The organism is Aquaspirillum sp. LM1, from assembly GCF_002002905.1.
Lineage (GTDB): Bacteria > Pseudomonadota > Gammaproteobacteria > Burkholderiales > Aquaspirillaceae > Rivihabitans.
On sequence record NZ_CP019509.1, the window covers coordinates 3,399,180 to 3,421,173 of the forward strand.

Genomic DNA, 21,994 nt, shown 5'->3' on the forward strand with positions numbered 1-21,994 from the left:
CCGGCTCAAGCCCGCTGCGCTTGCCGTCGATATGCATGAACCAGGCCGCCCTGAGCCCACCATGCCATGATAGTATGTTCCCCGTTTCGCATACCCCAGCTTATGTGAGTGATTCCATCATGAAATCCGCCCTTCTGCGCCCCGCGCTGCCTGGCCTTGCCCTGTGCGCCAGTCTGTTTTTGACGGCGTGCACCACCCCGTACAGTGAAGCCCCGGTGGCCACCAACTTTCCCAGCAGCAAGCAGCACAAGCTGCAAGCCGGCGCGCACTGGAATGTGATTGCCAACGACGCCGCCAGCACGCTGGTCAGTTCGATCCGGCTGGGCAAGGGCTGTATTGCCGCCTACCCGGATTGCAACCGGCTGGCGCTGCGCCCGCCCAAGGAACCCACGGCGTTTGCCCGAGGCTTCCACACCCTGCTGGCCACCGCCCTGGTCAACCAGGGCGTGCAACTGGCCCCGGATGCGGCGTCGGCCATGATGATGCCGGCCAACGTCACCACCACGGCCACCACGCCAGCCAGCCCACCGCGCGTGGTCAGCCGCAAGACAAAAACCAGCAAGGCGGGCAAGACCAGCAAAACCCAACGCAGCGTCATCCAGCGCCCGGCCAGCGTCCAGATGGTCACGCTGACCCCGCCCGCGCCGCTGCGCCAGGAGCTGGAGGTGGATATCCAGGTGGTGAAGTTCTCACCAGGCCGGCTGGATGGCCGCTACTTTGTCAGTGGCACCGCGCTGAGCACTGGGGTGTGGGGCTTGCGTGGACTGTGGAGCCAAACCTCGCCACAGGGCGCTGGCGTGGGTGTGGCCCTGGGCATGACCTTCGACGCCTACCGCTGGTTCAGCTCTGAATTTGCCCGTGGCCCGCTGCCGCAGCTGGAAATGATTGTCACCGTATCGGCCTTGAGCAATGGCATTTATATTGGCCGGGTCAGCAATCTGTATTATCTGTCTGACAACGACCTGTCGCTGTACGTGCCGGCCACGCCCACCCCGGTCTATCTCAACGGAGGTGCCTGATGAACCGTCCACTCTTCCTGGCCCTGAGCGCGCTGAGCCTGACCCTGCTGGCCGGTTGCGCCAGCGACAGCCAGTATAGCCGCCCGCCGGAGCCCACCTACGAAGCCGCCGCCCGCAATGAGCTGGTCAGCACCAATTACCGTGCCGCCGATCACCTGCTCAGTCAGGTGCGCAGCTACGAAGACGACGGCCCGATGCTGGTGGCCACGCTGGTGAACATCGACGCGCTGGACCGCTCGTCCACCCTGGGCCGGCTGATTTCCGAACAGGTGGCCGCCCGCTTTGCCCAGCAAGGCCGGCGGATGATCGAGCTGAAACTGCGCAACAATATGTATATGCGCAAAAGCGAAGGCGAGCTGGCGCTGACCCGGGAAATCACCGAAGTAGCCCGTCAGCATAATGCCAAGGCGGTGCTGCTGGGCAGCTATGGACTGAGCGGCGATTCGGTATTCATCAATCTGAAGGTGGTGCAACCGGGCAGCACGCTGGTACTGGCCGCCTACGATTATGTGCTGCCGCTTAACCGCGAAATCCGCAGCCTGCTGGGCTTGCCGCGCTAAGCGGCGGCAACCTTGCTCGGCGCGCCAGCCTGCGCGCCAAAATCTGGCATACTCTCGCGCGCATGGCGTCATGCGCGCGACCGCCGGCCCGGCCAAGGGCGGCGGTGGCCTCAGCCCGGAAAGGTAATTGATGAAACAATTGGCAGGTTTTGTGCTGGCGCTCCTGGCCAGCGGGTGCTCGGCAGTGGGTTATCACGGCGGTGCCGTTACCGTCACGGATGGGTATTTTCTGGAGAAAAAAATCACCCCGTTGTCCGGACGCGACGTGCAGATCACCATCTGGGCGCACGCCAACAGTGATGGCGTGCTGGAGCAAACCTTGCGCGAAGAAGCCCGCGCCTATGGCCTGCGCCAGGATTGCCCAAGTACGGCGGTGGAAAACATGGTGTTTGGCCTGAGCAACGCCATGCTCGACGCCCGACGCTTTGTCCGCGCCACCGTGCGCTGCCAGAACTTCGGCTACACCGGCTACAACAACAGCGGCTATGGCAGCCCACAGCCCCTGAACGCCAATGCTCCGCTGCCGGAGCCGCTGATCCAGCCGAATATGAATAGCTATAGCAACAGCAGCAGCACCGGCAACACCAGCCGTGCGCAAAAAGCCCGCTGACACGGGTCGTCAAAAACAAAAACGGGACAGCGCCGATGGCCTGTCCCGTTTTTGCTGGCAATTCAAGCGCAAAGTCAGCCTGTAAGCCGGGTTCTGTACCGGTGTTGCCACCGGTGACAGTCATTCCTCTAGGCCGGCAGTTACCTGACGGCTCCAGCAATCTACCCGGGAACCATGCGGGCCACATGAACGTTCCCCTATTTGATCTTGCTCCGGATGGGGTTTAGCCTGCCGTCCGTGTTGCCACGTCCGCGGTGCGCTCTTACCGGAATGCCTGTTGCCAGCCATCCACCCCGAAGGGCCACCTTTTCACCCTTGCCTGTGCCGGTTGCCCGGCCATCGGCGGTTCTGCTCTCTGTTCCACTTTCCGTCGCCTCGCGACGCCCGGTCGTTAACCGGCATCCTGCCCTATGGAGCCCGGACTTTCCTCTCCCTGTAAACAGGCAGCGACTGTCCGGCTGACTTTGCCGGGGCGATTGTAGCACTGTGCGGGAACTTGGGGCGTAAAAGCGCACGGGCCAAAGAGAGCCAGCCGGCTGAACTGATGCCCTGGCGGCCAAAAGGGAGCGCCAACGCGGGGGAACAGGCAAGCCATCGACAGCAGCCCCAGCGCCCACAGGTGTGGATATTATCGGCAGCACAGCCGCAAGACAGCCCCCTCCCACTCACTCCACCGTCACACTCTTGGCCAGATTGCGCGGTTTATCCACATCGGTCCCCTTGCGAATCGCCGTGTGATAGGCCAGCAATTGCAGCGGGATGGTGTACAGCAGCGGGTTGAGGTCACGCATGCCGACGGGCAGGGCGAGCACATGCTGGCCGGGGCCGGCTTCGACGGCGGCGTCGGACAGCACAAACAGTTCGCCGTTGCGTGCGCGCACCTCTTGCATATTGGATGCCAGCTTGTCGAACAGCGCGTCATTGGGCGCGCAGACGATGATCGGCATATCGCGGTCCACCAGCGCCAGCGGACCGTGCTTGAGCTCGCCAGCCGGGTAGGCTTCGGCGTGGATGTAGGAAATTTCCTTGAGCTTGAGCGCGCCTTCCAGGGCAATCGGGAACAGGGTGTGACGACCCAGGAACAGCGCGTGCTGGCGGGTGGCCAGTGCTTCCGACCATTGTTCCAGTCCGGCTTCCAGCCCAAGCAGGGTTTGCACCGCGCCGGGCAGGCGTTTCAGGTCGGCCAGCGCGCCGGTTTCACGTTCGGCGCTCAGCCGGCCATGCACCTTGGCCAGCGACAGGGTGAGCAGATACAGCGCCACCAGCTGGGTGGTGAAGGCTTTGGTCGAAGCCACGCCGATTTCCGGGCCGGCATGGGTGAGAAAACGCAGCGCCGACAGGCGGATCAGCGAGCTTTCCGGCACATTGCAGATGCTCAGCGTCTTGTCGTGGCCCAGCGCCTTGGCGTGCTTGAGCGCGGCCAGGGTGTCGGCGGTTTCGCCGGATTGCGAGATGGTGACTACCAGTGCTGACGGGTTGGCCACGCTGTCGCGGTAGCGGTATTCGCTGGCCACTTCCACGCTGGTAGGCAGGCCAGCCAGGCTTTCCAGCCAGTATTTGGCCACCAGGCCGGCGTGATAGCTGGTGCCGCAGGCGATGATGCTGACCGCGTTGACCTGGGCAAACAGCGCTGGCGCTTCGGCACCAAACAGGCTGGGCTCGATGGTGTTGCCCACCCGCTCCAGCGTATCGGCCAGCGCGCGCGGCTGTTCGTGAATTTCCTTTTGCATGTAATGGCGATAGGCACCCAGTTCGGCCACGTCAGCCGACAGTTCGGACACATGCACCACGGGCTCGACGCGCTCGCCCGTCGGGTTGAATACTTCCACCTCGGTCAGCGTCAGCCGGGCAATTTCGCCTTCTTCCAGGTAAATCACCTTCTGGGTGACCGGCAGCAGCGCGGAGACGTCGGAGGCAAAGAAGTTTTCTTCGATACCCAAGCCCAGCAGCAGCGGGCTGCCATGACGGGCGCACACCAGCACGCCGGGGTTGTCGGCAGCAATCACGCCGATAGCGTAAGCGCCATGCAGCTCGGCCAGCGCTTGCTGGGTGGCGCGCAGCAGGTCGTGGTGGTGAACGTAGTGGGAGTGAATCAGATGCACCATCACTTCGGTGTCGGTGTCCGATTCAAACGTGTAGCCCTGCGCTGCCAGGCGTTCGCGCAGCGGCTGGTGGTTTTCGATGATGCCGTTGTGCACCAGCGAGAGCAGGCCATTGGAAAAATGCGGGTGGGCATTGCGCTCGCACGGGGCACCGTGGGTGGCCCAGCGGGTGTGGCCAATGCCAATCAAGCCTTTGAGGCCGACGCGGCGGGTTTGTTCTGCCAGTTCGGCCACGCGCTCGGTTGAACGTTCACGGGACAGCCCTTGGTCGGTGACGACGGCCACGCCGACAGAATCATACCCACGATATTCCAGGCGACGCAGGCCTTCGAGCAGGATGGGAACGACATTTCGTTGCGCAATGGCACCAACAATTCCGCACATAGGGGATATCCTCAGATCTGGATCGAGAGTAGGGAGTGATCCGGCCATTTTACGCGGGAAGCCCCCGACGCGCTCATGCCGTTTAGTTAAAAAGGCGGCGCGCAACGGGGGCAAGGCAGTCTGGGTGGATAGTGGTGGCTATTCCACTTAGCTACGCTTGACCGGACGCTGCCAGTGACTCAGGCTGATCTGCTTGGCGCGCGCCACGGTCAGTTGGCCGGATGGGGCGGCTTTGGTCAGCACCGAACCGGCCCCCACCGTGGCACCCTCACCCACCGTCACCGGGGCCACCAGCATGGTGCCAGAGCCAATAAACGCACCGGCTTCGATGGTGGTGCGGAATTTGTTCACGCCATCGTAATTGCAGGTGATGGTGCCGGCACCCACGTTCACTTTGGCACCAATATCGGCATCGCCCACGTAACTGAGGTGGTTGACCTTGGCACCGGCGGCCAGCACGCTGTTCTTGATTTCCACAAAATTGCCGATATGCACGGCCTCCCCCAGACGGGCACCGGGGCGCAGCCGGGCAAACGGGCCAATCCGCGCATCGGCGGCCACGTCGGCGCTTTCCAGATGGGAAAATGCTGCCACCTGGGTTCCGGCGGCCAGACTGACGTTTTTCAGCACGCAGTGAGGACCAATAACCACGCCATCGCCCAGGCTGACCTGACCTTCAAATACGCAGTTGACGTCAATGCTGACATCCTGGCCACACTGTAGCTGGCCACGAATATCAATGCGGGCCGGGTCGGCCAGGGTGACACCGGCTTCGAGCAGGGCGCGGGCCTGGTTGGCCTGCAGAATGCGCTCCAGTTCGGCCAGTTGTACCTTGTTGTTCACCCCGGCAGCCTGCCAGGAGTCGGGGACTGCCACGCCATGTACCGCCACGCCATCACGCACCGCCAGGCCAATTACGTCTGTCAGATAGTATTCGCCCTGGGCATTGCCGTTGTTCAGTTCGGCCAGCCAGCCGGCCAGCCGGGCATTAGGCAGCACCACGATGCCGGTGTTGATTTCCTGCAGGGCCTTTTCTGCCGGTGAAGCGTCTTTTTCTTCGACAATGCGCTGGATCTGGCCTTGGGCATTGCGCACGATGCGGCCATAGCCTGTGGGGTTAACCAGCGTATCGGTCAGCAGCGCCACCTGGTCAGCCGGGGTATCGAGCAGACGGGCCAGAGTGTCGGCTTCGGTCAGCGGCACGTCGCCGTACAGCACCAGGGTGCGGCCATCGGCAGGCAGGTGCGGCAACGCCATTTTCACTGCGTGGCCGGTGCCCAGTTGCTCGGTTTGCAGGGCAAATGCCAGCGGACCGGGCTGGCTGGCAAAGGCGGCGCGAACCTGCTCGGCACCGTGGCCAATCACCACCACACACTGTGCCGGGGTGAGCGCCTGGGCCAGGTCGAGCACGCGGGCCAGCATGGGCCGGCCACCCAGCGGGTGCAGCACTTTGGGCAGGTTGGAATACATGCGTTTGCCGCGTCCCGCGGCGAGGATGACAACAGACACGGAATTCATGAACGGCCTCAAATCAGGGCTGCCACGCCGTATTGGCCAACGCTGGCCTGCCGGGCGGCAAGGATAAACAATGCCCAAGCATAACAAACAAAAAGGCCACCGTCTGTGAACGGTGGCCTTGAACCGGCAGGCTGCCCAAGTGGGCAGCAGCCTGTTTTAGTGTACCCGCTTGCGCAGGTATTCGAGCGCGTGCAGCTCGGCAATTGCCGCCTTGAGGGCTGCGCGAGCCTGCGCAGTCTCTTGGTCATCGGTGGCCTTGGACAGCGCCGCCTCGGCATCGCGTTTGGCAGTCTGCGCGCGTTGCTCGTCGAGCTCCTCGCCGCGAATCGCCGTATCGGCAAGCACGGTAATGAGATTGGGCTGCACTTCCATCATGCCACCCGACACCACCACCAGCACTTCTTTGGCCTGGCCCGGTACGCGGATGCGCAGCGAGCCGGGCTTGATACGGGTCAGTAGCGGCACGTGACGGGGATAAACGCCAATCTCGCCCATTTCGGCGGGAGCCACGAGAAACTCGGCTTCGCCGGAATAGATTTGCGCTTCGGCGCTGACCACGTCAACATGCATCGTACTAGCCATAACAAGCCCCTTCCATTACACGGTTTTGGCTTTCTCGATGACTTCGTCGATACCACCCACCATGTAGAACGCTTGTTCCGGCAGATGATCGTACTCGCCACTGAGAATCGACTTGAAGCCCGCAATGGTGTCTTTCAGCGACACGTATTTGCCCGGAGAACCGGTAAACACTTCAGCCACAAAGAACGGTTGCGACAGGAAACGCTGGATCTTACGCGCACGGGCCACGGTGAGCTTGTCGTCTTCCGACAGTTCATCCATACCCAGAATCGCGATAATGTCACGCAGTTCCTTGTACTTCTGCAGGGTAGCCTGCACGCCACGAGCCACCGCGTAGTGGTCTTCGCCCACCACCAGCGGATCAAGCTGACGGGAGGTGGAGTCCAGCGGGTCCACAGCCGGGTAGATACCCAGCGAGGCGATGTCACGCGACAGCACCACGGTGGCATCCAAGTGAGCAAACGTGGTAGCCGGCGACGGGTCGGTCAAGTCATCGGCAGGCACATACACGGCCTGGATGGAGGTGATCGAACCGGTCTTGGTGGAAGCCACGCGTTCCTGGAATTTACCCATTTCTTCGGCCAGCGTCGGTTGGTAACCCACGGCAGAAGGCATACGACCCAGCAGCGCGGACACTTCGGTACCGGCCAGGGTGTAACGGTAAATGTTGTCCACGAACAGCAGAACGTCGCGACCTTCGTCACGGAAGTTCTCGGCCATGGTCAGGCCGGAGAGCGCCACGCGCAGGCGGTTGCCCGGCGGTTCGTTCATCTGACCGTACACCAGCGACACTTTGTCCAGCACGTTGGAGTCGTTCATTTCGTGGTAGAAGTCGTTACCCTCACGAGTACGCTCACCCACGCCGGTAAACACCGAGTAGCCGCTGTGTTCGATGGCGATGTTACGAATCAGCTCCATCATGTTCACAGTCTTGCCCACACCGGCACCACCGAACAGGCCCACTTTACCGCCCTTGGCGAACGGGCACAGCAGGTCGATCACCTTGATGCCGGTTTCCAGCAGTTCGGTGGCCGGGGACAGCTCGTCAAATGCCGGGGCCTTGCGGTGGATCGGCATGCGCTTTTCTTCGCCGATCGGACCTTTTTCGTCAATCGGGTCGCCCAGCACGTCCATGATACGGCCCAGCGTAGCCTTGCCGACCGGCACGGATACGGGCGCGCCGGTACCATTGACTGCCAAGCCGCGACGCAGACCGTCGGAGCTACCCATGGCGATCGCACGAACCACGCCGTCGCCCAGCTGCTGCTGGACTTCAAGCGTCAGGCCCGTCTCGAGCACCTTCAATGCGTCATAAACCTTTGGCATGGCATCGCGCGGAAATTCCACGTCGACAACCGCGCCAATGATCTGAACGATTTTGCCTTGGCTCATTATCGGTTCCTAAAAAATATATCGGTTGCCCGCGCCTTACACGGCAGCTGCGCCAGAGACGATTTCGGAAAGTTCCGTGGTAATCGCCGCTTGACGGGCCTTGTTGTAAGTGAGCTTGAGGCTCTCGATCAGGCTGGCAGCATTATCCGTTGCGGCCTTCATGGCCACCATCCGTGCGGCCTGTTCCGAAGCCATGTTTTCCGCCTGGCACTGGTAAATCACCGATTCCAGATAGCGGCGGGTCAGGAAGTCGATCACCGACTTCACATCCGGTTCGTACAGGTATTCCCACGGGTGAGAATGCTCAACAGCCATATGCTCGGTCGAGAGCGGCAGCAGTTGCTCGAATGTCGGCTCCTGCTTCATGGTGTTCACGAAGCGGGTGTAGACAATGTACAGCTCGTCGATGCGGCCTTCCGTGTAGGCTTTAATCATCACGGAAACCGGACCAATTAGCTTGTCCATTTGCGGGGTGTCACCCAGCTGGGTGGCACTGGCCACGACATTCATCTTCAGGCGCTGCGAAGCAGCCAGGCCTTTCTGGCCCAGTGCACATACGTCAACCTCAATGCCCTTGTCCATCATCGCATCTGCCTTCAGGCAGAATTGACGCAACAGGTTGGCATTGAGGCCGCCGGCCAAACCCTTGTCGGACGTGATCAAGATCACGCCGACACGCTTGACGCTGTCGCGCTTGGTCAGCAGCGCGTTTTCGGCGTCGGGATTGGTTTGGGCAAGGTGCGCCATCACCTGGCGCACCTTTTCGGCGTAAGGACGAGCAGCGCGCATGCGATCCTGCGTTTTCCGCATTTTCGACGTTGCAACCATCTGCATGGCGCGAGTGATCTTTTGCGTGTTTTGCACGCTCTTGATCTTGGTGCGAATCTCTTTGCCGACTGCCATTCCCTGTTCCTTTCAGTCTGTTATCCGAAAGGATCAGTTGAAATTGAAGCCGGATTTGAACGACTCGAGGGCCTTGGCCAGAATTTTCTCGTTGTCGCCAGACAAATCACCAGACGCTTCAATGGCAGCCAGCAGGTCAGCATGGTTGGCCTTCATATGCGACAGGAATGCCGCTTCGAATGCCAGGGCTTGCTTGACCGGAACGCTTTCGTAGTAACCCTTGGTCACGGCATACAGCGTCAGCGCCATCTCGGACACTTTCAGGGTCGAGAATTGCTTCTGCTTCATCAGCTCGGTCACCACTTCGCCGTGTTGCAGCTGTTTGCGGGTTGCTTCATCCAGATCGGAAGCAAACTGGGCAAACGAGGCAAGTTCGCGATACTGAGCCAGAGCCAGACGAATACCACCGCCCAGTTTCTTGATGACCTTGGTCTGCGCTGCACCACCCACGCGGGACACCGAGATACCGGCGTTAATGGCCGGACGGATACCCGAGTTGAACAGGTCAGTTTCCAGGAAGATCTGACCGTCGGTAATCGAAATCACGTTGGTCGGCACGAAAGCAGACACGTCACCGGCTTGGGTTTCGATGATCGGCAGAGCGGTCAGCGAACCGGTTTTGCCCTTCACTTCGCCGTTGGTGAACTTTTCGACGTAGTCGGCGTTCACGCGGGCAGCGCGTTCGAGCAGGCGGCTGTGCAGATAGAACACGTCGCCAGGATAGGCTTCACGGCCCGGCGGACGACGCAGCAGCAGGGAAATCTGACGGTAAGCCACGGCTTGTTTGGACAAGTCGTCGTATACAATCAGGGCATCCTGGCCACGGTCACGGAAGTATTCGCCCATGGTGCAACCGGAGTACGGTGCAATGTATTGCAGGGCAGCTGCTTCAGAAGCCGAGGCAGCCACAACGATGGTGTGACCCAGGGCGTCGTGTTCTTCCAGCTTGCGCACCACGTTGGCAATCGAAGAGGCTTTTTGGCCAATTGCCACGTAGATACAAATGACGCCGGAGCCTTTTTGGTTGACGATGGTGTCAAGGGCAACGGCGGTTTTACCGGTTTGGCGGTCACCGATGATCAGCTCACGCTGGCCACGGCCAACCGGAACCATCGAGTCGATGGCCTTCAGGCCGGTTTGCATCGGTTGGTCAACCGATTTACGGGCAATCACGCCCGGTGCGATCTTTTCGATCGGCGAAGTCAGTTTGGTGTTCAGCGGGCCTTTGCCGTCAATCGGCTGACCCAGGGAGTTCACCACGCGACCGATCAGTTCCGGGCCAACCGGGACTTCCAGAATACGGCCAGTGGTCTTGACTTCGTCGCCTTCACTGATGTGCTCGTATTCACCCAGCACCACAGCACCCACCGAGTCACGCTCGAGGTTCATGGCGAGACCGAAGGTGTTGCCCGGGAATTCGAGCATTTCGCCCTGCATCACATCGGCCAGGCCGTGGACGCGGACGATACCATCCGTCACCGAAACGACGGTACCGGTGGTACGCACTTCGGTGCTGGACGGCAGGTTCTGAATCTTCACGCGAATCAACTCGCTGATTTCAGAAGGGTTTAACTGCATGATCTCTCCTAACTTTTGAGGCTTACCGCCATTGCTTGCAGTTTGCCGCGCACCGAGGCGTCAATGACTTCGTCGCCCACCTTGATCCGCACCCCACCGATCAGGTTGGGGTCGACGCTCGTCGAAAGCCGGATGTCCTTGCCAAATTGCGCTTTAAGCGTTGTGGCAAGTTCAGCGGCCTGAGCATCGTTCAGCGGAAAGGCGGATTCGACCGTGGCTTCCACCACGCTCTCTTCACGCGATTTAAGGAGTTCAAACTGTCTGGCAATTTCCGGTAGCAACGTCAGACGGTGGTTTTCCAGCAGCACGGCAATGAAGTTTTTTACTTCGCTGTCGGCGCGGTCACCTAGCACATCGACGATCAGCTTTTCGGCCTCTTGAGCGGTACGCTTCGGATGGGTGACATACGTCACCGCATCCGAGTTTTCCATCATGGCAGCAAGGATGGTCAGCGCGTCGCCCCAGGGGAGCAGGCGCTTCTCATCTTTGGCCAACCGGAATACCGCTTCGGCGTAAGGCCTCGCTACGGTAATGATTTCTGCCATGAGTTAATTACAACTCCGCTTTGATGGAGGCTAGCAGATCAGCGTGTTTGGCTGCATCGATTTCCTTGCGCAGGATCTTCTCTGCGCCGGCGACGGCAATGCTGGCCACTTGGCTGCGCAGAGCTTCTTTGGCGCGCAGCACTTCCTGATCAATCTCGGCCTTGGCGTCAGCAATAATGCGTTCGCCTTCGGTCCGGGCAGCCTGTTTCGCTTCATCGATGACCTGGTTGGCACGTTTCTCGGCGGTGAGGATGAGTTCGGTTGCCTGTTGCTTGGCAGCACGAATTTCAGCCTCGACACGCAGAGATGCCTGTTCCAGATCCTGTTTACCGCGTTCCGCAGCGGCCAAGCCATCAGCAATGCGCTTGGCGCGCTCGTCCATCATGTTGGTCAGCGGAGGCCAAACAAATTTCATGGTGAACCACACCAGAACAGCGAAGGTAATCGCCTGTCCCAGCAGTGTCGCGTTAATATCCACGCTTGTTTTCCCCCAGAGTGTTTACAACAACCGGACTTGCGGCAAATTAAGCGCCAGCGCCTGCCTTGACAACAGCCAGGGCGGAGGTCAGGAACGGGTTGTTGAAGGTGTACAGCAGACCGACACCCACGCCGATCATGGAGATGGCATCAAGCAGACCAGCGATAATGAACAGCTTGGTTTGCAGAACCGGGATCATTTCCGGTTGACGGGCCGAGCTTTCCAGGAACTTGCCGCCCAGAATGCCGAAACCCAGTGCGGTGCCGATGGCGCCCAAGCCAATCATGATGGCAGCGGCCAGTGCGGTCATGCCCTGAATCTGCGAAACGAGTGCTTCCATTGATATCTCCTAAGGATTACAGAAGGATGGTTGAGAAAACTTATTTGCGAAAATCGCGTTGAATCAGTGGTCTTCCACGGCCAGGCTCAGGTACACGATGGTCAGCATCATGAACACGAACGCTTGCAGCGTGATTACCAGGATGTGGAAGATGGCCCACGGAGCGCCCAGCAGCCACTGCATATACCACGGCAGCAGGGCAATCAGGATGAAAATCAGTTCGCCAGCGTACATGTTGCCGAACAACCGCAGTGCCAGGGAAATCGGCTTGGCAATCAGTTCGATCAGCTGGAAGATGAAGTTGATCGGGCCAACCTTCGGGCCAAACGGCGCGGAGAACAGCTCGTGCATGTAACCGCCAAAGCCCTTGGCCTTGATCGAGAAGGCAATGATCAGGATCATCACCGACAGGGACATGGCGAAAGTCGCGTTAACGTCAGCGGAAGGCACCACACGCAGATAAACGTGATGCGGGTCAGCACCCAGGGCACCGCCAATCAGTTGGGCGATGTAGGGCAGGAAATCCACCGGCAGCATGTCCATCGCGTTCATCAGGAACACCCAGCAGAACACGGTCAGTGCCAGCGGGGCCACCATGGCGCTCTTGGCATGGAAGATGTCTTTCACCTGAGTGGCCACCATGTCGACGATGATTTCCACCAGACACTGCAGACGGCCCGGCTTTTCAATGCTGAACGTGCGCACCACGCGGGCAAACACGAACAGAAAGATAAAACCCAGCAGCAGCGATACGGAGAAGGTATCGACGTTGAGCGACCAAAAACCGCCATCATGTGGCGCTTTGGCGTGAGTCAGGTGGTGCTTGATGTAGTCAGTAGCGGAGCCTGCCATAACACGTTCTCGATTTATTTAGATAGAAGGGCGATCCAATAGGCCGCCAGCGTTGCAAAAAAACTTGAAAATAACGCTAACGGCACAACATCCTTATATAGCCACAGAACCAGTACGAACATCAGTACCGTGACGGCCAGCTTGGCAGCTTCGGCCACAAAGTGAGCTGCCAGCAATCTTCCGGGTGCGCCTCGCGGTTGGCGGTAGGCGACACGAACATAAACCAGCGCTGGCACGATACCGACCAGTGCGCCCATGACGGCAGACAGGGCGGGATGCCAATCCGGCAGGCCCAGCACGGTGCAGAGGATGATAATCGGCAGCGCCAGACGAATTTGCCAGACCAGAACATTACTTACGGTATGGGCCAGTTGCTTGGGCAGCCCAAGCACGAACTCAGAGATTATACTCACAGGGCATCGCGTCCGTCAATGAATAGCGCAGTCTTATACAAGACCGGCCATGTTTTAAACATCTGAAAGGCTTGAAAATTTCACGAACGACGGCTCAGCGCGGCAATCAGCGTGTCCAGCTGATCGAGTGAGGCGTACTCCACCAGCAACTTGCCGCTCCCATGCTTGCCAGGCCGGATCATCACCTTGGCCCCCACACGCTCAGAGACCTCCTCAGCCAGCCGCAATACGTCCGGATCGGCCCCGGCCTGAGGGCGAACCAGCGGGGGATGCAAGAGCTGCTGGGCACGCTGCTCGGCATCGCGCACCGACAGACCACGTTCAGCAATGTCCTGTGCCAGGCTGACCTGCTGCATCACCGGCAGGGTGAGCAGCGCACGGGCATGACCCATGTCCAGCTTGCCATCGTTGACCAGCGCCTGCACCGGCTCAGCCAGATTGAGCAGACGCAACAGGTTACTGACGGCGCTGCGCGAGCGGCCCACCGCCGCCGCCACGGCTTCGTGGGTCATGCCAAATTCGTCAGCCAGCCGCTTCAGGCCCAGCGCTTCTTCCAGCGGATTGAGCCCTTCGCGCTGAATATTTTCAATCAGCGCCATCGCCAGCGCGGCTTCGTCCGGCACGGTGCGCACAATGGCCGCCACCTCGCTCAGGCCGGCCAGTTGGCAGGCGCGCCAGCGCCGTTCGCCGGCAATCAGCTCGTAGCGCTCGTAGCCCACCGGACGCACCACCAGTGGCTGGATCACCCCCTGGGCGCGAATCGATTCCGCCAGGGACTCCAGCGATGCCGCATCCATGCGCGTGCGTGGCTGGTATTTGCCCGGCTGAATGGCCGTCACCGGCAAGGTCTGCAGCTGATCATCGCTGTGATTGACTGCCAGCAGGGCATCCAGCCCGCGACCGAGTCCTTTGGGTTTGACCATAGTTAAGCCGTTTGCTTGGGTAAGGTGAGATGGAGCCGTCCGGCGATTTCTGCCGCCAGGGCCACGTAAGCCTTGGCCCCGCGCGAACTGCGGTCGTACACCAGCGCCGGCATGCCATAGCTGGGGGCTTCGGCCAGACGGATGTTGCGCGGGATGGCAGTATCGAACACTTTATCACGGAAGTGTTCACTCAACTGCGCTGCCACCTGCTGAGCCAGCGTGCTGCGCGGGTCGTACATGGTGCGCAGCAAGCCGAGGATGTCAATGCCGGGGTTGAGCGACGCCCGGACTTTCTTCAGGGTGTTGACCAGGTCCGACAGGCCTTCCAGCGCATAATATTCGCACTGCATCGGAATGATGATCCGGCTGGCAGCAGCCAGGCCATTCAGCGTCAGCAGATTCAGCGCTGGCGGGCAGTCCAGAATCATCAGGTCATACTCGTCGCGCACGGCGGCCAGCGCATCTTTCAGGCGCTGTTCGCGGCGCGGGGCCGACACCAGCTCGACTTCGGCACCGCCCAGTTCGCGGTTGGCCGGCAGCACGTCATAGCCGCCAGACTCCGACCGGCAGCGAATGGCTTCCAGGCTGGCCTCGCCCAGCAGCAGGCTGTACAGGCCGCCGCCAGGCAGCCGGGACTTGTCCACGCCGCTGCCCATGGTGGCGTTGGCTTGCGGATCGAGGTCCACCACCAGCACACGCAGGCCCAGGGCAGCAAAACTGGCGGCCAGGTTGACCACGGTGGTGGTTTTGCCGACGCCGCCTTTTTGGTTGGTGATCGCAATAACCGTTGCCATGCCGGACTTCCTTATGGGTTATGCACGCGCCAGGGTCACCAGATGCCGTTCCGCATCCAGCCCTGGCACCTTGAGTTCCTGCACCGACACCACACGGATGTCCTCGGGCAGCTGGGCAATTTCTTCGTAAGGATACACGCCTTTCAGGGCGGCCCACACGCCACCTTCGGCCAGCAGTGGCCGGGTCAGCCGCACAAACTCGGCCAGTTCGGCAAATGCCCGCGAGGTGATCACGTCAAACGGCGCGCTGACCTGCAGCGCTTCGGCGCGCTCGCACTGCACGTCCACATTGTCCAACCCCAGCTCAATCACCGCCTGACGCAGGAAGGTGGTTTTCTTGTGGTTGGCGTCCAGCAGGGTCAGCTGCCAGTCCGGGCGGGCAATGGCAAACAGCATGCCGGGCATGCCGCCGCCGGAGCCCACGTCCAGCACCCGCCCACCCCGGACATGCGGCAAGGCGCTCAGGCTGTCGAGCACATGGTAGGCCACCATGCGCTCGGTTTCGCGCACGGCGGTCAGGTTATAGGTTTTGTTCCACTTGTCCAGCAGGGCCAGATACTGATTCAGCCGGGCCACCTGTTCAGCGGAAAAATCCAGGCCCAGCACTGCCAGGCCGTGTTCGAGTTCTTGTTCAAGCGTCATGGGAAGTCTTTCGGGCCTCAGCGTGGGCGCGTTTCAGATACACCAGCAGCAGCGACACCGCCGCCGGGGTCATGCCGGACAGGCGCGATGCCTGACCCAGGGTTTCCGGGCGATGCTGCGTCAGTTTTTGTTGCACTTCTTTAGATAAGCCAGGCACCTGCGCGTAGTCCATCGCGGCGGGCAGCAATACGGTTTCGATCTGGTCGCGGCGGGCGTTTTCTTCAGCCTGACGGTCAATATAGCCTTGGTATTTGACCTGAATTTCCACCTGCTCGGCAACCTCCGCCGGCGCGGCTTCTGCGCCAAAACCAGGCAGGGTGGCCAGGCTGGCGTAATCCACCCCAGGGCGGCGCAGCAAATCCTGCAGGCTGTATTCGCGTTCGATACCCTTGCCCAGCACCCGCTCGGCGTCGGCAGCGGCCAGCACGCGCGGATTCACCCAGGTGGTGCGCAAGCGCTCCAGCTCGGCTGCCACCGCGTCGCGCTTGCGACTGAACACCGCCCACTGCGCATCGCCCACCACCCCCAACTGGCGGCCCATATCCGTCAGGCGCAAGTCGGCGTTGTCCTCGCGCAATTGCAGGCGAAACTCGGCGCGGCTGGTGAACATCCGGTACGGCTCGGTCACCCCACGGGTAATCAGGTCATCCACCAGCACCCCCAGATAGGCCTGGTCACGGCCAGGGCACCAGCTGTCACGCTCCTGCACCAGCAGCCCGGCGTTGATCCCGGCCAGACAGCCTTGTGCCGCCGCTTCTTCGTAACCAGTGGTGCCGTTGATCTGGCCGGCAAAGAACAGCCCGGCAATATGCTTGCTTTCCAGGCTGGACTTCAGGGCGCGCGGGTCAAAGTAATCGTATTCGATGGCGTAGCCGGGGCGCAGGATATGCACATTTTCCAGCCCGCGCATGCTGCGCACTGCCGCCAGCTGGATATCGAACGGCAGACTGGTGGAAATGCCGTTCGGGTAGATTTCGTGGGTATCCAGCCCTTCCGGCTCGAGAAAAATCTGGTGACTGTCACGGTCGGCAAAACGGTTGATCTTGTCTTCGATCGACGGACAATAGCGCGGACCAACGCCTTCGATTACCCCGGTAAACATCGGTGAGCGGTCAAAGCCGGAGCGGATGATGTCGTGGGTCTGGGTATTGGTGTGGGTGATCCAGCACGGCAGCTGACGCGGGTGCATCTCGCGCGAGCCGCGCACCGAAAACACCGGGCGCGGGTCATCGCCCGGCTGCACTTCCAGCTGGTCAAAGCGGATGGTACGTCCGTCCAGACGCGGCGGCGTGCCGGTTTTCAGCCGGCCCACCGGCAAGGCCAGCTCGCGCAGGCGCGCGCCCAGCGTCAGCGCCGCCGGGTCGCCGGCGCGACCGCCCACGTAGTGTTCCAGGCCAATATGAATTTTGCCGGACAAAAAGGTCCCGGCGGTCAGCACCACCGAACGGGCGCGAAAAGTGATGCCGGCCTGGGTGATCACCCCGGCCACCCGGTCGCCGTCCAGCAACAAGTCATCCACCGCCTGCTGAAACAGCAAGAGATTGTCCTGGTTTTCCAGCATATGGCGGATGGCCGCCTTGTAGCGCACCCGGTCGGCCTGGGCGCGGGTGGCGCGCACCGCCGGGCCTTTCGAGCTGTTCAGCGTGCGAAACTGGATGCCGCCGATGTCGGTGGCCAGCGCCATGGCGCCGCCCAGCGCATCCACCTCGCGCACCAGATGCCCCTTGCCGATGCCGCCAATCGACGGATTGCACGACATCTGGCCCAGCGTTTCAATATTGTGGCTAAGCAGCAGGGTAGACCGGCCCATGCGGGCGGCTGCCAGTGCAGCTTCGGTGCCGGCGTGGCCGCCGCCAACAACAATCACGTCAAACTGAGTGGGGTAGATCATTGCGCCCTCACCGGCAGAAAAATATTCACAAACAGGGGGCAATATTGTATGCGAAAACCGTTCTCGATGTAAGTTGTTGATTTCCCAACAGCCAGCCATTTTCCTGCCTGGGCTTCCCCGGCGACACGATTCCTTCATGTCGATGTCAAACCGCTGTCATCGCCCGATTGCACACTGAGCGTCAACCATGATCGGGAGAAAAACATGCTGCAAGAACGACTTGCCCGTGCCCCGCGCGCGGCGCGCCTCACCGTGCGCCTGGCACAAAGCGCCGACGAAGTGCGCCAGGCGCAAAAGCTGCGCTACCGCATTTTTGGCGAAGAAATGGGTGCCCGGCTGGCTTCGGCGGAAATGGGCATTGACTGCGACGACTACGACGAACTGTGCGATCACCTGATCGTGCTCAACCAGGCCAGCGGCGAAGTGATCGGCACCTACCGCATGCTCAGCCCGGACAACGCCCGCCGTGCGCCGCAACTGTATTCCGAACATGAGTTTGACCTGTCGCGGCTGACGCATGTGCGCGACCGCCTGGTAGAAGTGGGCCGCTCCTGTGTTCACCCCGATTACCGCACGGGCGGCACCATTGCCCTGCTCTGGTCGGGCCTGGCCCAGTATGTGCGCGAACAGAATGCCGAATACCTGGCCGGCTGCGCCAGCGTCAGCCTGAACGACGGTGGCCATCAGGCCGCCAGCCTGTATCGCAAGCTGGAGGCCACCCACCTGGCCCCGACCGACTGGCGGGTGTTTCCGCACCTACCGCTGCCACTGGCCGAGCTGAGCGATACCGTCGATGTGGCGATTCCGGCGCTGATCAAGGGCTATTTGCGCGCCGGTTCGTTTGTTTGCGGCGAACCGGCCTGGGACCCTGATTTTAACTGCGCTGATTTTTTCATGCTGCTGCCGATGGGACGGGTGACCGACCGGTATAACAAGCATTTTGTGGCCGAGCATTAACTCCCCCGGCCAAGCCGGGAGCCTTCATGCATGTTGCGCGCCGCTCAACGCGGCTGAACGGGGACGCTCACGCGGCCCCGCTTTCTTGGTGCCACGGCACCGCATCGCTTACCTCAGCTTCCGCTGCGCCAGCTGTCGAAACACGCCTCCCAAGTGCCTGCGCCGGCTTGCGTACCACGCTTTTCTTCGGCACGCCGGCATGAGCCCCACAGGGCACGCCCACTGGCTGCGGCTCAGGTTCATTTGAGGGCGCTGGTGAAGTTTTACGGTCGCCAGCCCGTCTTCAGCCGTCGGTACAGCGTGCGTTCGCTGATGCCCAGTTGCGTGGCCAGCGCCTTGCGGCTGGCTGGGCTATTTGCTGGCGCGGTGGCAACCGGGAGCGTGGCGGCGGGTACCAGCCAGGGGCTGTCCAGCGGGTCGTCCAGGTGCTGAGGCTCGATTTGTGCGCCATCGCACAGCAGGCTGGCGCGCTCCAGCAGGTTGCGTAGTTCGCGCACATTGCCCGGAAACGGCATGCCGGCCAGCCGGGCCAGCGCGGTCGGGCTCAGGCGCAGCCCACGACCGGGTGCGACGCGTTCCAGCAACGCTTCGGTCAGCGCCGGGATGTCCTCGCGCCGGGCGCGCAAGGGTGGCAGGGCAATCGGAAAGGTGTTCAGCCGGAAGAACAAATCCTGACGAAAGCGCCCGTCCGCCACCATCTGCCGCAATGGCCGGTGGGTGGCGGAGATCACCCGCACATCAGCGTGGCGTGGCTCAACCGAGCCAACTCGACGAAAAGCGCCGGTTTCCAGCAGGCGCAGCAGCTTGACCTGCAAGGTCAGCGGAATATCCCCCACTTCATCCAGAAACAGCGTGCCGCCCTGAGCCGCTTCGATCAGCCCGATCTGGCGGCTGACCGCACCGGTGAAGGCACCGCGCTCGTGGCCAAACAGCGCGCTCTCGAACAGGGTTTCCGGCAGGCCGGAACAATCCACCACCACAAAGGGCCGGTTGGCACGCTTGCTGGCGCGGTGTATCGCCTGCGCCACCAGCTCCTTGCCTGAGCCCGATTCGCCTTGCAACAACACAGTGGCGTCTGACGGTGCCACCCGGCTGATCTGCTCCAGCATGCGCACAAACGTTGGTGCCCGGCCAATCAGGCCGTCGTCGCCATGGCGACGGGCGCTGGGCAACGGCGTCATGCGCTCGACAAACCAGCTGATTTCGCCATGGGCATTGCGCAGCGGAATCAGCTCGATATCGACGTATTCCTCGCCATGCGGGGTGTGATGCAGATGCAGCACGCGCTCGCGCTGGCCGGATTGCCGGCTGCGCGCCAACGGACAGCTTTCGCCGGATTCATCACACGGTGCGTCGTAGTGATGCGAGACGTGATAGCAGGTTTGCCCAAGCAGTGCGCGCCCACTGCCGTGTGAATCGCGATAGGCGCGGTTGGCGAACACGATGCGGTAATCCGGGGTGAACAGGATGTGCGGCTCGGGCAGTTGCTCCAGCAGCGAGCGCAGCTCGGCCGGGATGGCGGGCAGGCTCATGGCATCTCCGGCACGGCAGGCTTGCGACGATATGCCGCATCGGCAGCAGCGTTGGCACGCGCTAAAGTGTCGAGACCGTCAGTGTTAACTGCCATTCTGACACTGACAAAGCTGCCAAACTGCCAGCCTTCCGATAGGCAAAAACACGTAATCATTTGAATTTTATTGGTTTTCATCATTGGCACGGAAGTTGATAAAGCCTGGAGTCATCAGGAGGAGCCATGTTCCGTTCCCATCTTTCCCCGCTGGCCCGCCATCTGTGGTGGATTGTGCTAGCCAAGCTGTGTGTGTTGTGCGCGCTGTGGTGGGTATTCATCCGCCCCGAGCGGGTCAGCGTGGACGACACACGCATGGCCGGGCGGCTGGCTGCACCGCCCGTTGCTGTTTATACGAAAGGATCTGCACATGAGCATTGACCATGTGGTAGACGTGTCACGCTTGCAGTTTGCCGTGACCGCACTTTACCACTTTCTGTTTGTTCCGCTGACGCTGGGCATGACCTGGCTGCTGGTGATCATGGAGGCCACCTATGTGATGACCGGCAAGCAGGTGTACCAAGACATGACCCGCTTCTGGGGCAAGCTGTTCGGCATCAATTTTGCGCTGGGGGTGACCACCGGCATCACCATGGAATTCCAGTTTGGTACCAACTGGGCGTATTACTCGCACTATGTGGGCGATATCTTTGGCGCGCCGCTGGCCATCGAAGGGCTGATGGCGTTTTTTCTGGAATCCACCTTCATTGGCCTGTTCTTTTTTGGCTGGGACCGCTTGTCGCGCCGCCAGCATTTGCTGGTGACGCTGCTGATGGCGGTGGGCACCAATCTGTCGGCCTTGTGGATTCTGATTGCCAATGGCTGGATGCAGAATCCGGTAGGAGCCGAGTTCAGCTATCACACCATGCGCATGGAAATGACCGACTTCTGGGCGGTGGTGTTCAACCCCGACGCCCAGGCCAAGTTCGTGCATACCGTGTCGGCGGGCTATGTCACCGGGGCGATGTTCGTGCTGTCGATTTCCAGCTGGTATCTGCTGCGCGGGCGCGATGTCGAATTTGCCGGCAAGAGCTTTCGCATTGCCGCTGCATTTGGCTTTGCCAGCGTGTGTTCGGTGATCGTGCTGGGGGACGAATCCGGCTACACCGTGGGCGAGGCGCAGCAAACCAAGCTGGCCGCCATGGAAGCAATGTGGCACACCGAGCCGGCACCCGCGCCGTTCAATGTGCTGGCCTGGCCAAATGAAACCACCATGCAGAACGACTGGCAGGTGCAGATTCCCTGGCTGATGGGCCTGATCGGCACCCGCACGCTCAGCCAGCCAATCCCCGGCATTCACGACATCATCGCCGTCAATCGCGCACGGATTGTTTCTGGCGCGCAGGCAGTGACCGCGTTGGCCCGGCTGCGTCAGCAACGCAATGATGCCATGGCACTGGCGCGCTTTGACGCCCACAAGGCGGATCTGGGCTTTGGCCTGCTGCTGAAAAAATACACCGACGATGTCAGCACCGCCACGCCGGCGATGATCGACGCCGCCGCGCGCGACACCATTCCGAAAGTGGCACCGATGTTCTGGAGCTTCCGACTGATGGTGGCGCTGGGCATGGCCATGCTGGTGCTGTTTGGCCTGGCACTGTGGGCGTCGGTGAAAGGCGATTTTGCCCGCCGTCCGCGCCTGCTCAAGGCGGCGCTGTACTGCCTGCCCATGCCCTGGCTGGCGTGCGAGCTGGGCTGGTTTGTCGCGGAATATGGCCGCCAGCCGTGGACCATCTACGGCGTGCTGCCCACGCATTTGTCGGTGTCCACCTTGTCGGTGGAATCCCTGTACGGCTCGCTGGCCGGTTTCATCGGCTTTTATACCGTGCTGCTGTGCGTGGAAATGTACCTGATGGTGCGCTTTGCCCGTCAGGGCCCGGGCAGCCTGGGCACCGGCCACTACGCCGGCGACAGCACCCAGCCCCATCTTGCCCACTGAAGCCA

22 protein-coding genes and 1 other RNA gene are annotated in these 21,994 nt (G+C 61.2%); 6 read left to right on the forward strand and 17 right to left on the reverse strand.

Features of this window, described 5'->3' with window-relative positions:
* Nucleotides 1-119 precede the first annotated feature (119 nt).
* The 3 genes from BXU06_RS14615 (at nucleotide 120) to BXU06_RS14625 (ending at nucleotide 2,189) form a co-directional block, all read left to right on the forward strand.
* A complete protein-coding gene (locus tag BXU06_RS14615) occupies nucleotides 120-1,019 on the forward strand; it encodes a hypothetical protein (RefSeq protein WP_077301194.1) in 900 nt (299 codons plus the stop codon).
* Entirely contained in the window at nucleotides 1,019-1,579 is a 561-nt protein-coding gene (locus BXU06_RS14620) for a FlgO family outer membrane protein (protein ID WP_077301197.1), read from the forward strand. The genes BXU06_RS14615 and BXU06_RS14620 overlap by 1 nt, the downstream gene beginning before the upstream one ends.
* Nucleotides 1,580-1,709: 130 nt before the next feature.
* The gene (locus tag BXU06_RS14625) at nucleotides 1,710-2,189 is read left to right on the forward strand and encodes a hypothetical protein (RefSeq protein WP_077301200.1); all 480 of its coding nucleotides are present in this window, start codon (nucleotides 1,710-1,712) and stop codon (nucleotides 2,187-2,189) included.
* 66 nt (nucleotides 2,190-2,255) lie between these two features.
* On the opposite strand, the gene rnpB is transcribed toward BXU06_RS14625, so the two are convergent.
* The 16 genes from rnpB to mnmG form a co-directional block, all read right to left on the reverse strand.
* Nucleotides 2,256-2,655, reverse strand: an RNA gene (gene rnpB, locus BXU06_RS14630) — RNase P RNA component class A.
* 199 nt (nucleotides 2,656-2,854) lie between these two features.
* Nucleotides 2,855-4,675, reverse strand: a complete 1,821-nt coding sequence (gene glmS / locus BXU06_RS14635) for a glutamine--fructose-6-phosphate transaminase (isomerizing) (protein WP_077301203.1) — start codon at nucleotides 4,673-4,675, stop codon at nucleotides 2,855-2,857.
* 147 nt (nucleotides 4,676-4,822) lie between these two features.
* Entirely contained in the window at nucleotides 4,823-6,193 is a 1,371-nt protein-coding gene (glmU, locus tag BXU06_RS14640; protein WP_077301206.1) for a bifunctional UDP-N-acetylglucosamine diphosphorylase/glucosamine-1-phosphate N-acetyltransferase GlmU, read from the reverse strand.
* A 156-nt stretch (nucleotides 6,194-6,349) separates the two neighbouring features.
* Nucleotides 6,350-6,775: a F0F1 ATP synthase subunit epsilon gene (locus tag BXU06_RS14645; RefSeq protein ID WP_077301209.1), complete on the reverse strand. Its 426-nt coding sequence runs from the start codon at nucleotides 6,773-6,775 to the stop codon at nucleotides 6,350-6,352.
* 15 nt (nucleotides 6,776-6,790) lie between these two features.
* On the reverse strand, nucleotides 6,791-8,167 hold the full coding sequence (gene atpD / locus BXU06_RS14650; protein WP_077301212.1) for a F0F1 ATP synthase subunit beta: 1,377 nt from the start codon (nucleotides 8,165-8,167) through the stop codon (nucleotides 6,791-6,793).
* A 36-nt stretch (nucleotides 8,168-8,203) separates the two neighbouring features.
* A complete protein-coding gene (gene atpG, locus BXU06_RS14655) occupies nucleotides 8,204-9,070 on the reverse strand; it encodes a F0F1 ATP synthase subunit gamma (RefSeq protein ID WP_077301215.1) in 867 nt (288 codons plus the stop codon).
* A gap of 33 nt (nucleotides 9,071-9,103) precedes the next feature.
* Nucleotides 9,104-10,648, reverse strand: coding sequence for a F0F1 ATP synthase subunit alpha (gene atpA / locus BXU06_RS14660; RefSeq protein ID WP_077301217.1), 1,545 nt, complete (start codon nucleotides 10,646-10,648; stop codon nucleotides 9,104-9,106).
* 8 nt (nucleotides 10,649-10,656) lie between these two features.
* Nucleotides 10,657-11,193 carry a F0F1 ATP synthase subunit delta gene (locus BXU06_RS14665; RefSeq protein ID WP_077301220.1) on the reverse strand — a complete coding sequence of 179 codons (537 nt, stop codon included), beginning with the start codon at nucleotides 11,191-11,193 and terminating at the stop codon, nucleotides 10,657-10,659.
* A 7-nt stretch (nucleotides 11,194-11,200) separates the two neighbouring features.
* Nucleotides 11,201-11,671: a F0F1 ATP synthase subunit B gene (locus tag BXU06_RS14670; protein ID WP_077301223.1), complete on the reverse strand. Its 471-nt coding sequence runs from the start codon at nucleotides 11,669-11,671 to the stop codon at nucleotides 11,201-11,203.
* A 46-nt stretch (nucleotides 11,672-11,717) separates the two neighbouring features.
* Nucleotides 11,718-12,011, reverse strand: a complete 294-nt coding sequence (gene atpE, locus BXU06_RS14675; protein WP_077301226.1) for a F0F1 ATP synthase subunit C — start codon at nucleotides 12,009-12,011, stop codon at nucleotides 11,718-11,720.
* A gap of 63 nt (nucleotides 12,012-12,074) precedes the next feature.
* Nucleotides 12,075-12,863 carry a F0F1 ATP synthase subunit A gene (gene atpB, locus BXU06_RS14680; RefSeq protein WP_077301229.1) on the reverse strand — a complete coding sequence of 263 codons (789 nt, stop codon included), beginning with the start codon at nucleotides 12,861-12,863 and terminating at the stop codon, nucleotides 12,075-12,077.
* Nucleotides 12,864-12,877: 14 nt separating this feature from the next.
* Entirely contained in the window at nucleotides 12,878-13,276 is a 399-nt protein-coding gene (locus BXU06_RS14685; RefSeq protein ID WP_077301232.1) for an ATP synthase subunit I, read from the reverse strand.
* An 80-nt stretch (nucleotides 13,277-13,356) separates the two neighbouring features.
* Nucleotides 13,357-14,199, reverse strand: coding sequence for a ParB/RepB/Spo0J family partition protein (locus BXU06_RS14690; RefSeq protein WP_077301235.1), 843 nt, complete (start codon nucleotides 14,197-14,199; stop codon nucleotides 13,357-13,359).
* 2 nt (nucleotides 14,200-14,201) lie between these two features.
* Entirely contained in the window at nucleotides 14,202-14,993 is a 792-nt protein-coding gene (locus BXU06_RS14695) for a ParA family protein (protein WP_077301238.1), read from the reverse strand.
* A gap of 18 nt (nucleotides 14,994-15,011) precedes the next feature.
* The gene (gene rsmG, locus BXU06_RS14700) at nucleotides 15,012-15,635 is read right to left on the reverse strand and encodes a 16S rRNA (guanine(527)-N(7))-methyltransferase RsmG (protein ID WP_077301240.1); all 624 of its coding nucleotides are present in this window, start codon (nucleotides 15,633-15,635) and stop codon (nucleotides 15,012-15,014) included.
* Nucleotides 15,625-17,526 (reverse strand): tRNA uridine-5-carboxymethylaminomethyl(34) synthesis enzyme MnmG, encoded by a 1,902-nt coding sequence (gene mnmG, locus BXU06_RS14705; RefSeq protein ID WP_077301242.1) that lies wholly within the window; start codon nucleotides 17,524-17,526, stop codon nucleotides 15,625-15,627. Before mnmG ends, rsmG begins: the two co-directional genes overlap by 11 nt.
* A 204-nt stretch (nucleotides 17,527-17,730) precedes the next feature.
* Between mnmG and BXU06_RS14710 the strand changes: the two genes are divergently transcribed.
* Nucleotides 17,731-18,483 carry a GNAT family N-acetyltransferase gene (locus BXU06_RS14710; RefSeq protein WP_077301244.1) on the forward strand — a complete coding sequence of 251 codons (753 nt, stop codon included), beginning with the start codon at nucleotides 17,731-17,733 and terminating at the stop codon, nucleotides 18,481-18,483.
* 263 nt (nucleotides 18,484-18,746) lie between these two features.
* Here the strand turns inward: BXU06_RS14710 and BXU06_RS14715 are convergent, their stop codons facing one another.
* On the reverse strand, nucleotides 18,747-20,015 hold the full coding sequence (locus BXU06_RS14715; RefSeq protein WP_077301246.1) for a sigma-54-dependent Fis family transcriptional regulator: 1,269 nt from the start codon (nucleotides 20,013-20,015) through the stop codon (nucleotides 18,747-18,749).
* A gap of 221 nt (nucleotides 20,016-20,236) precedes the next feature.
* Between BXU06_RS14715 and cydP the strand changes: the two genes are divergently transcribed.
* Together cydP and BXU06_RS14720 are read left to right on the forward strand one after the other, a co-directional pair.
* Nucleotides 20,237-20,431, forward strand: coding sequence for a cytochrome oxidase putative small subunit CydP (gene cydP / locus BXU06_RS17525; RefSeq protein WP_150125225.1), 195 nt, complete (start codon nucleotides 20,237-20,239; stop codon nucleotides 20,429-20,431).
* The gene (locus BXU06_RS14720) at nucleotides 20,421-21,989 is read left to right on the forward strand and encodes a cytochrome ubiquinol oxidase subunit I (protein ID WP_077301248.1); all 1,569 of its coding nucleotides are present in this window, start codon (nucleotides 20,421-20,423) and stop codon (nucleotides 21,987-21,989) included. Before cydP ends, BXU06_RS14720 begins: the two co-directional genes overlap by 11 nt.
* Nucleotides 21,990-21,994: the final 5 nt, after the last annotated feature.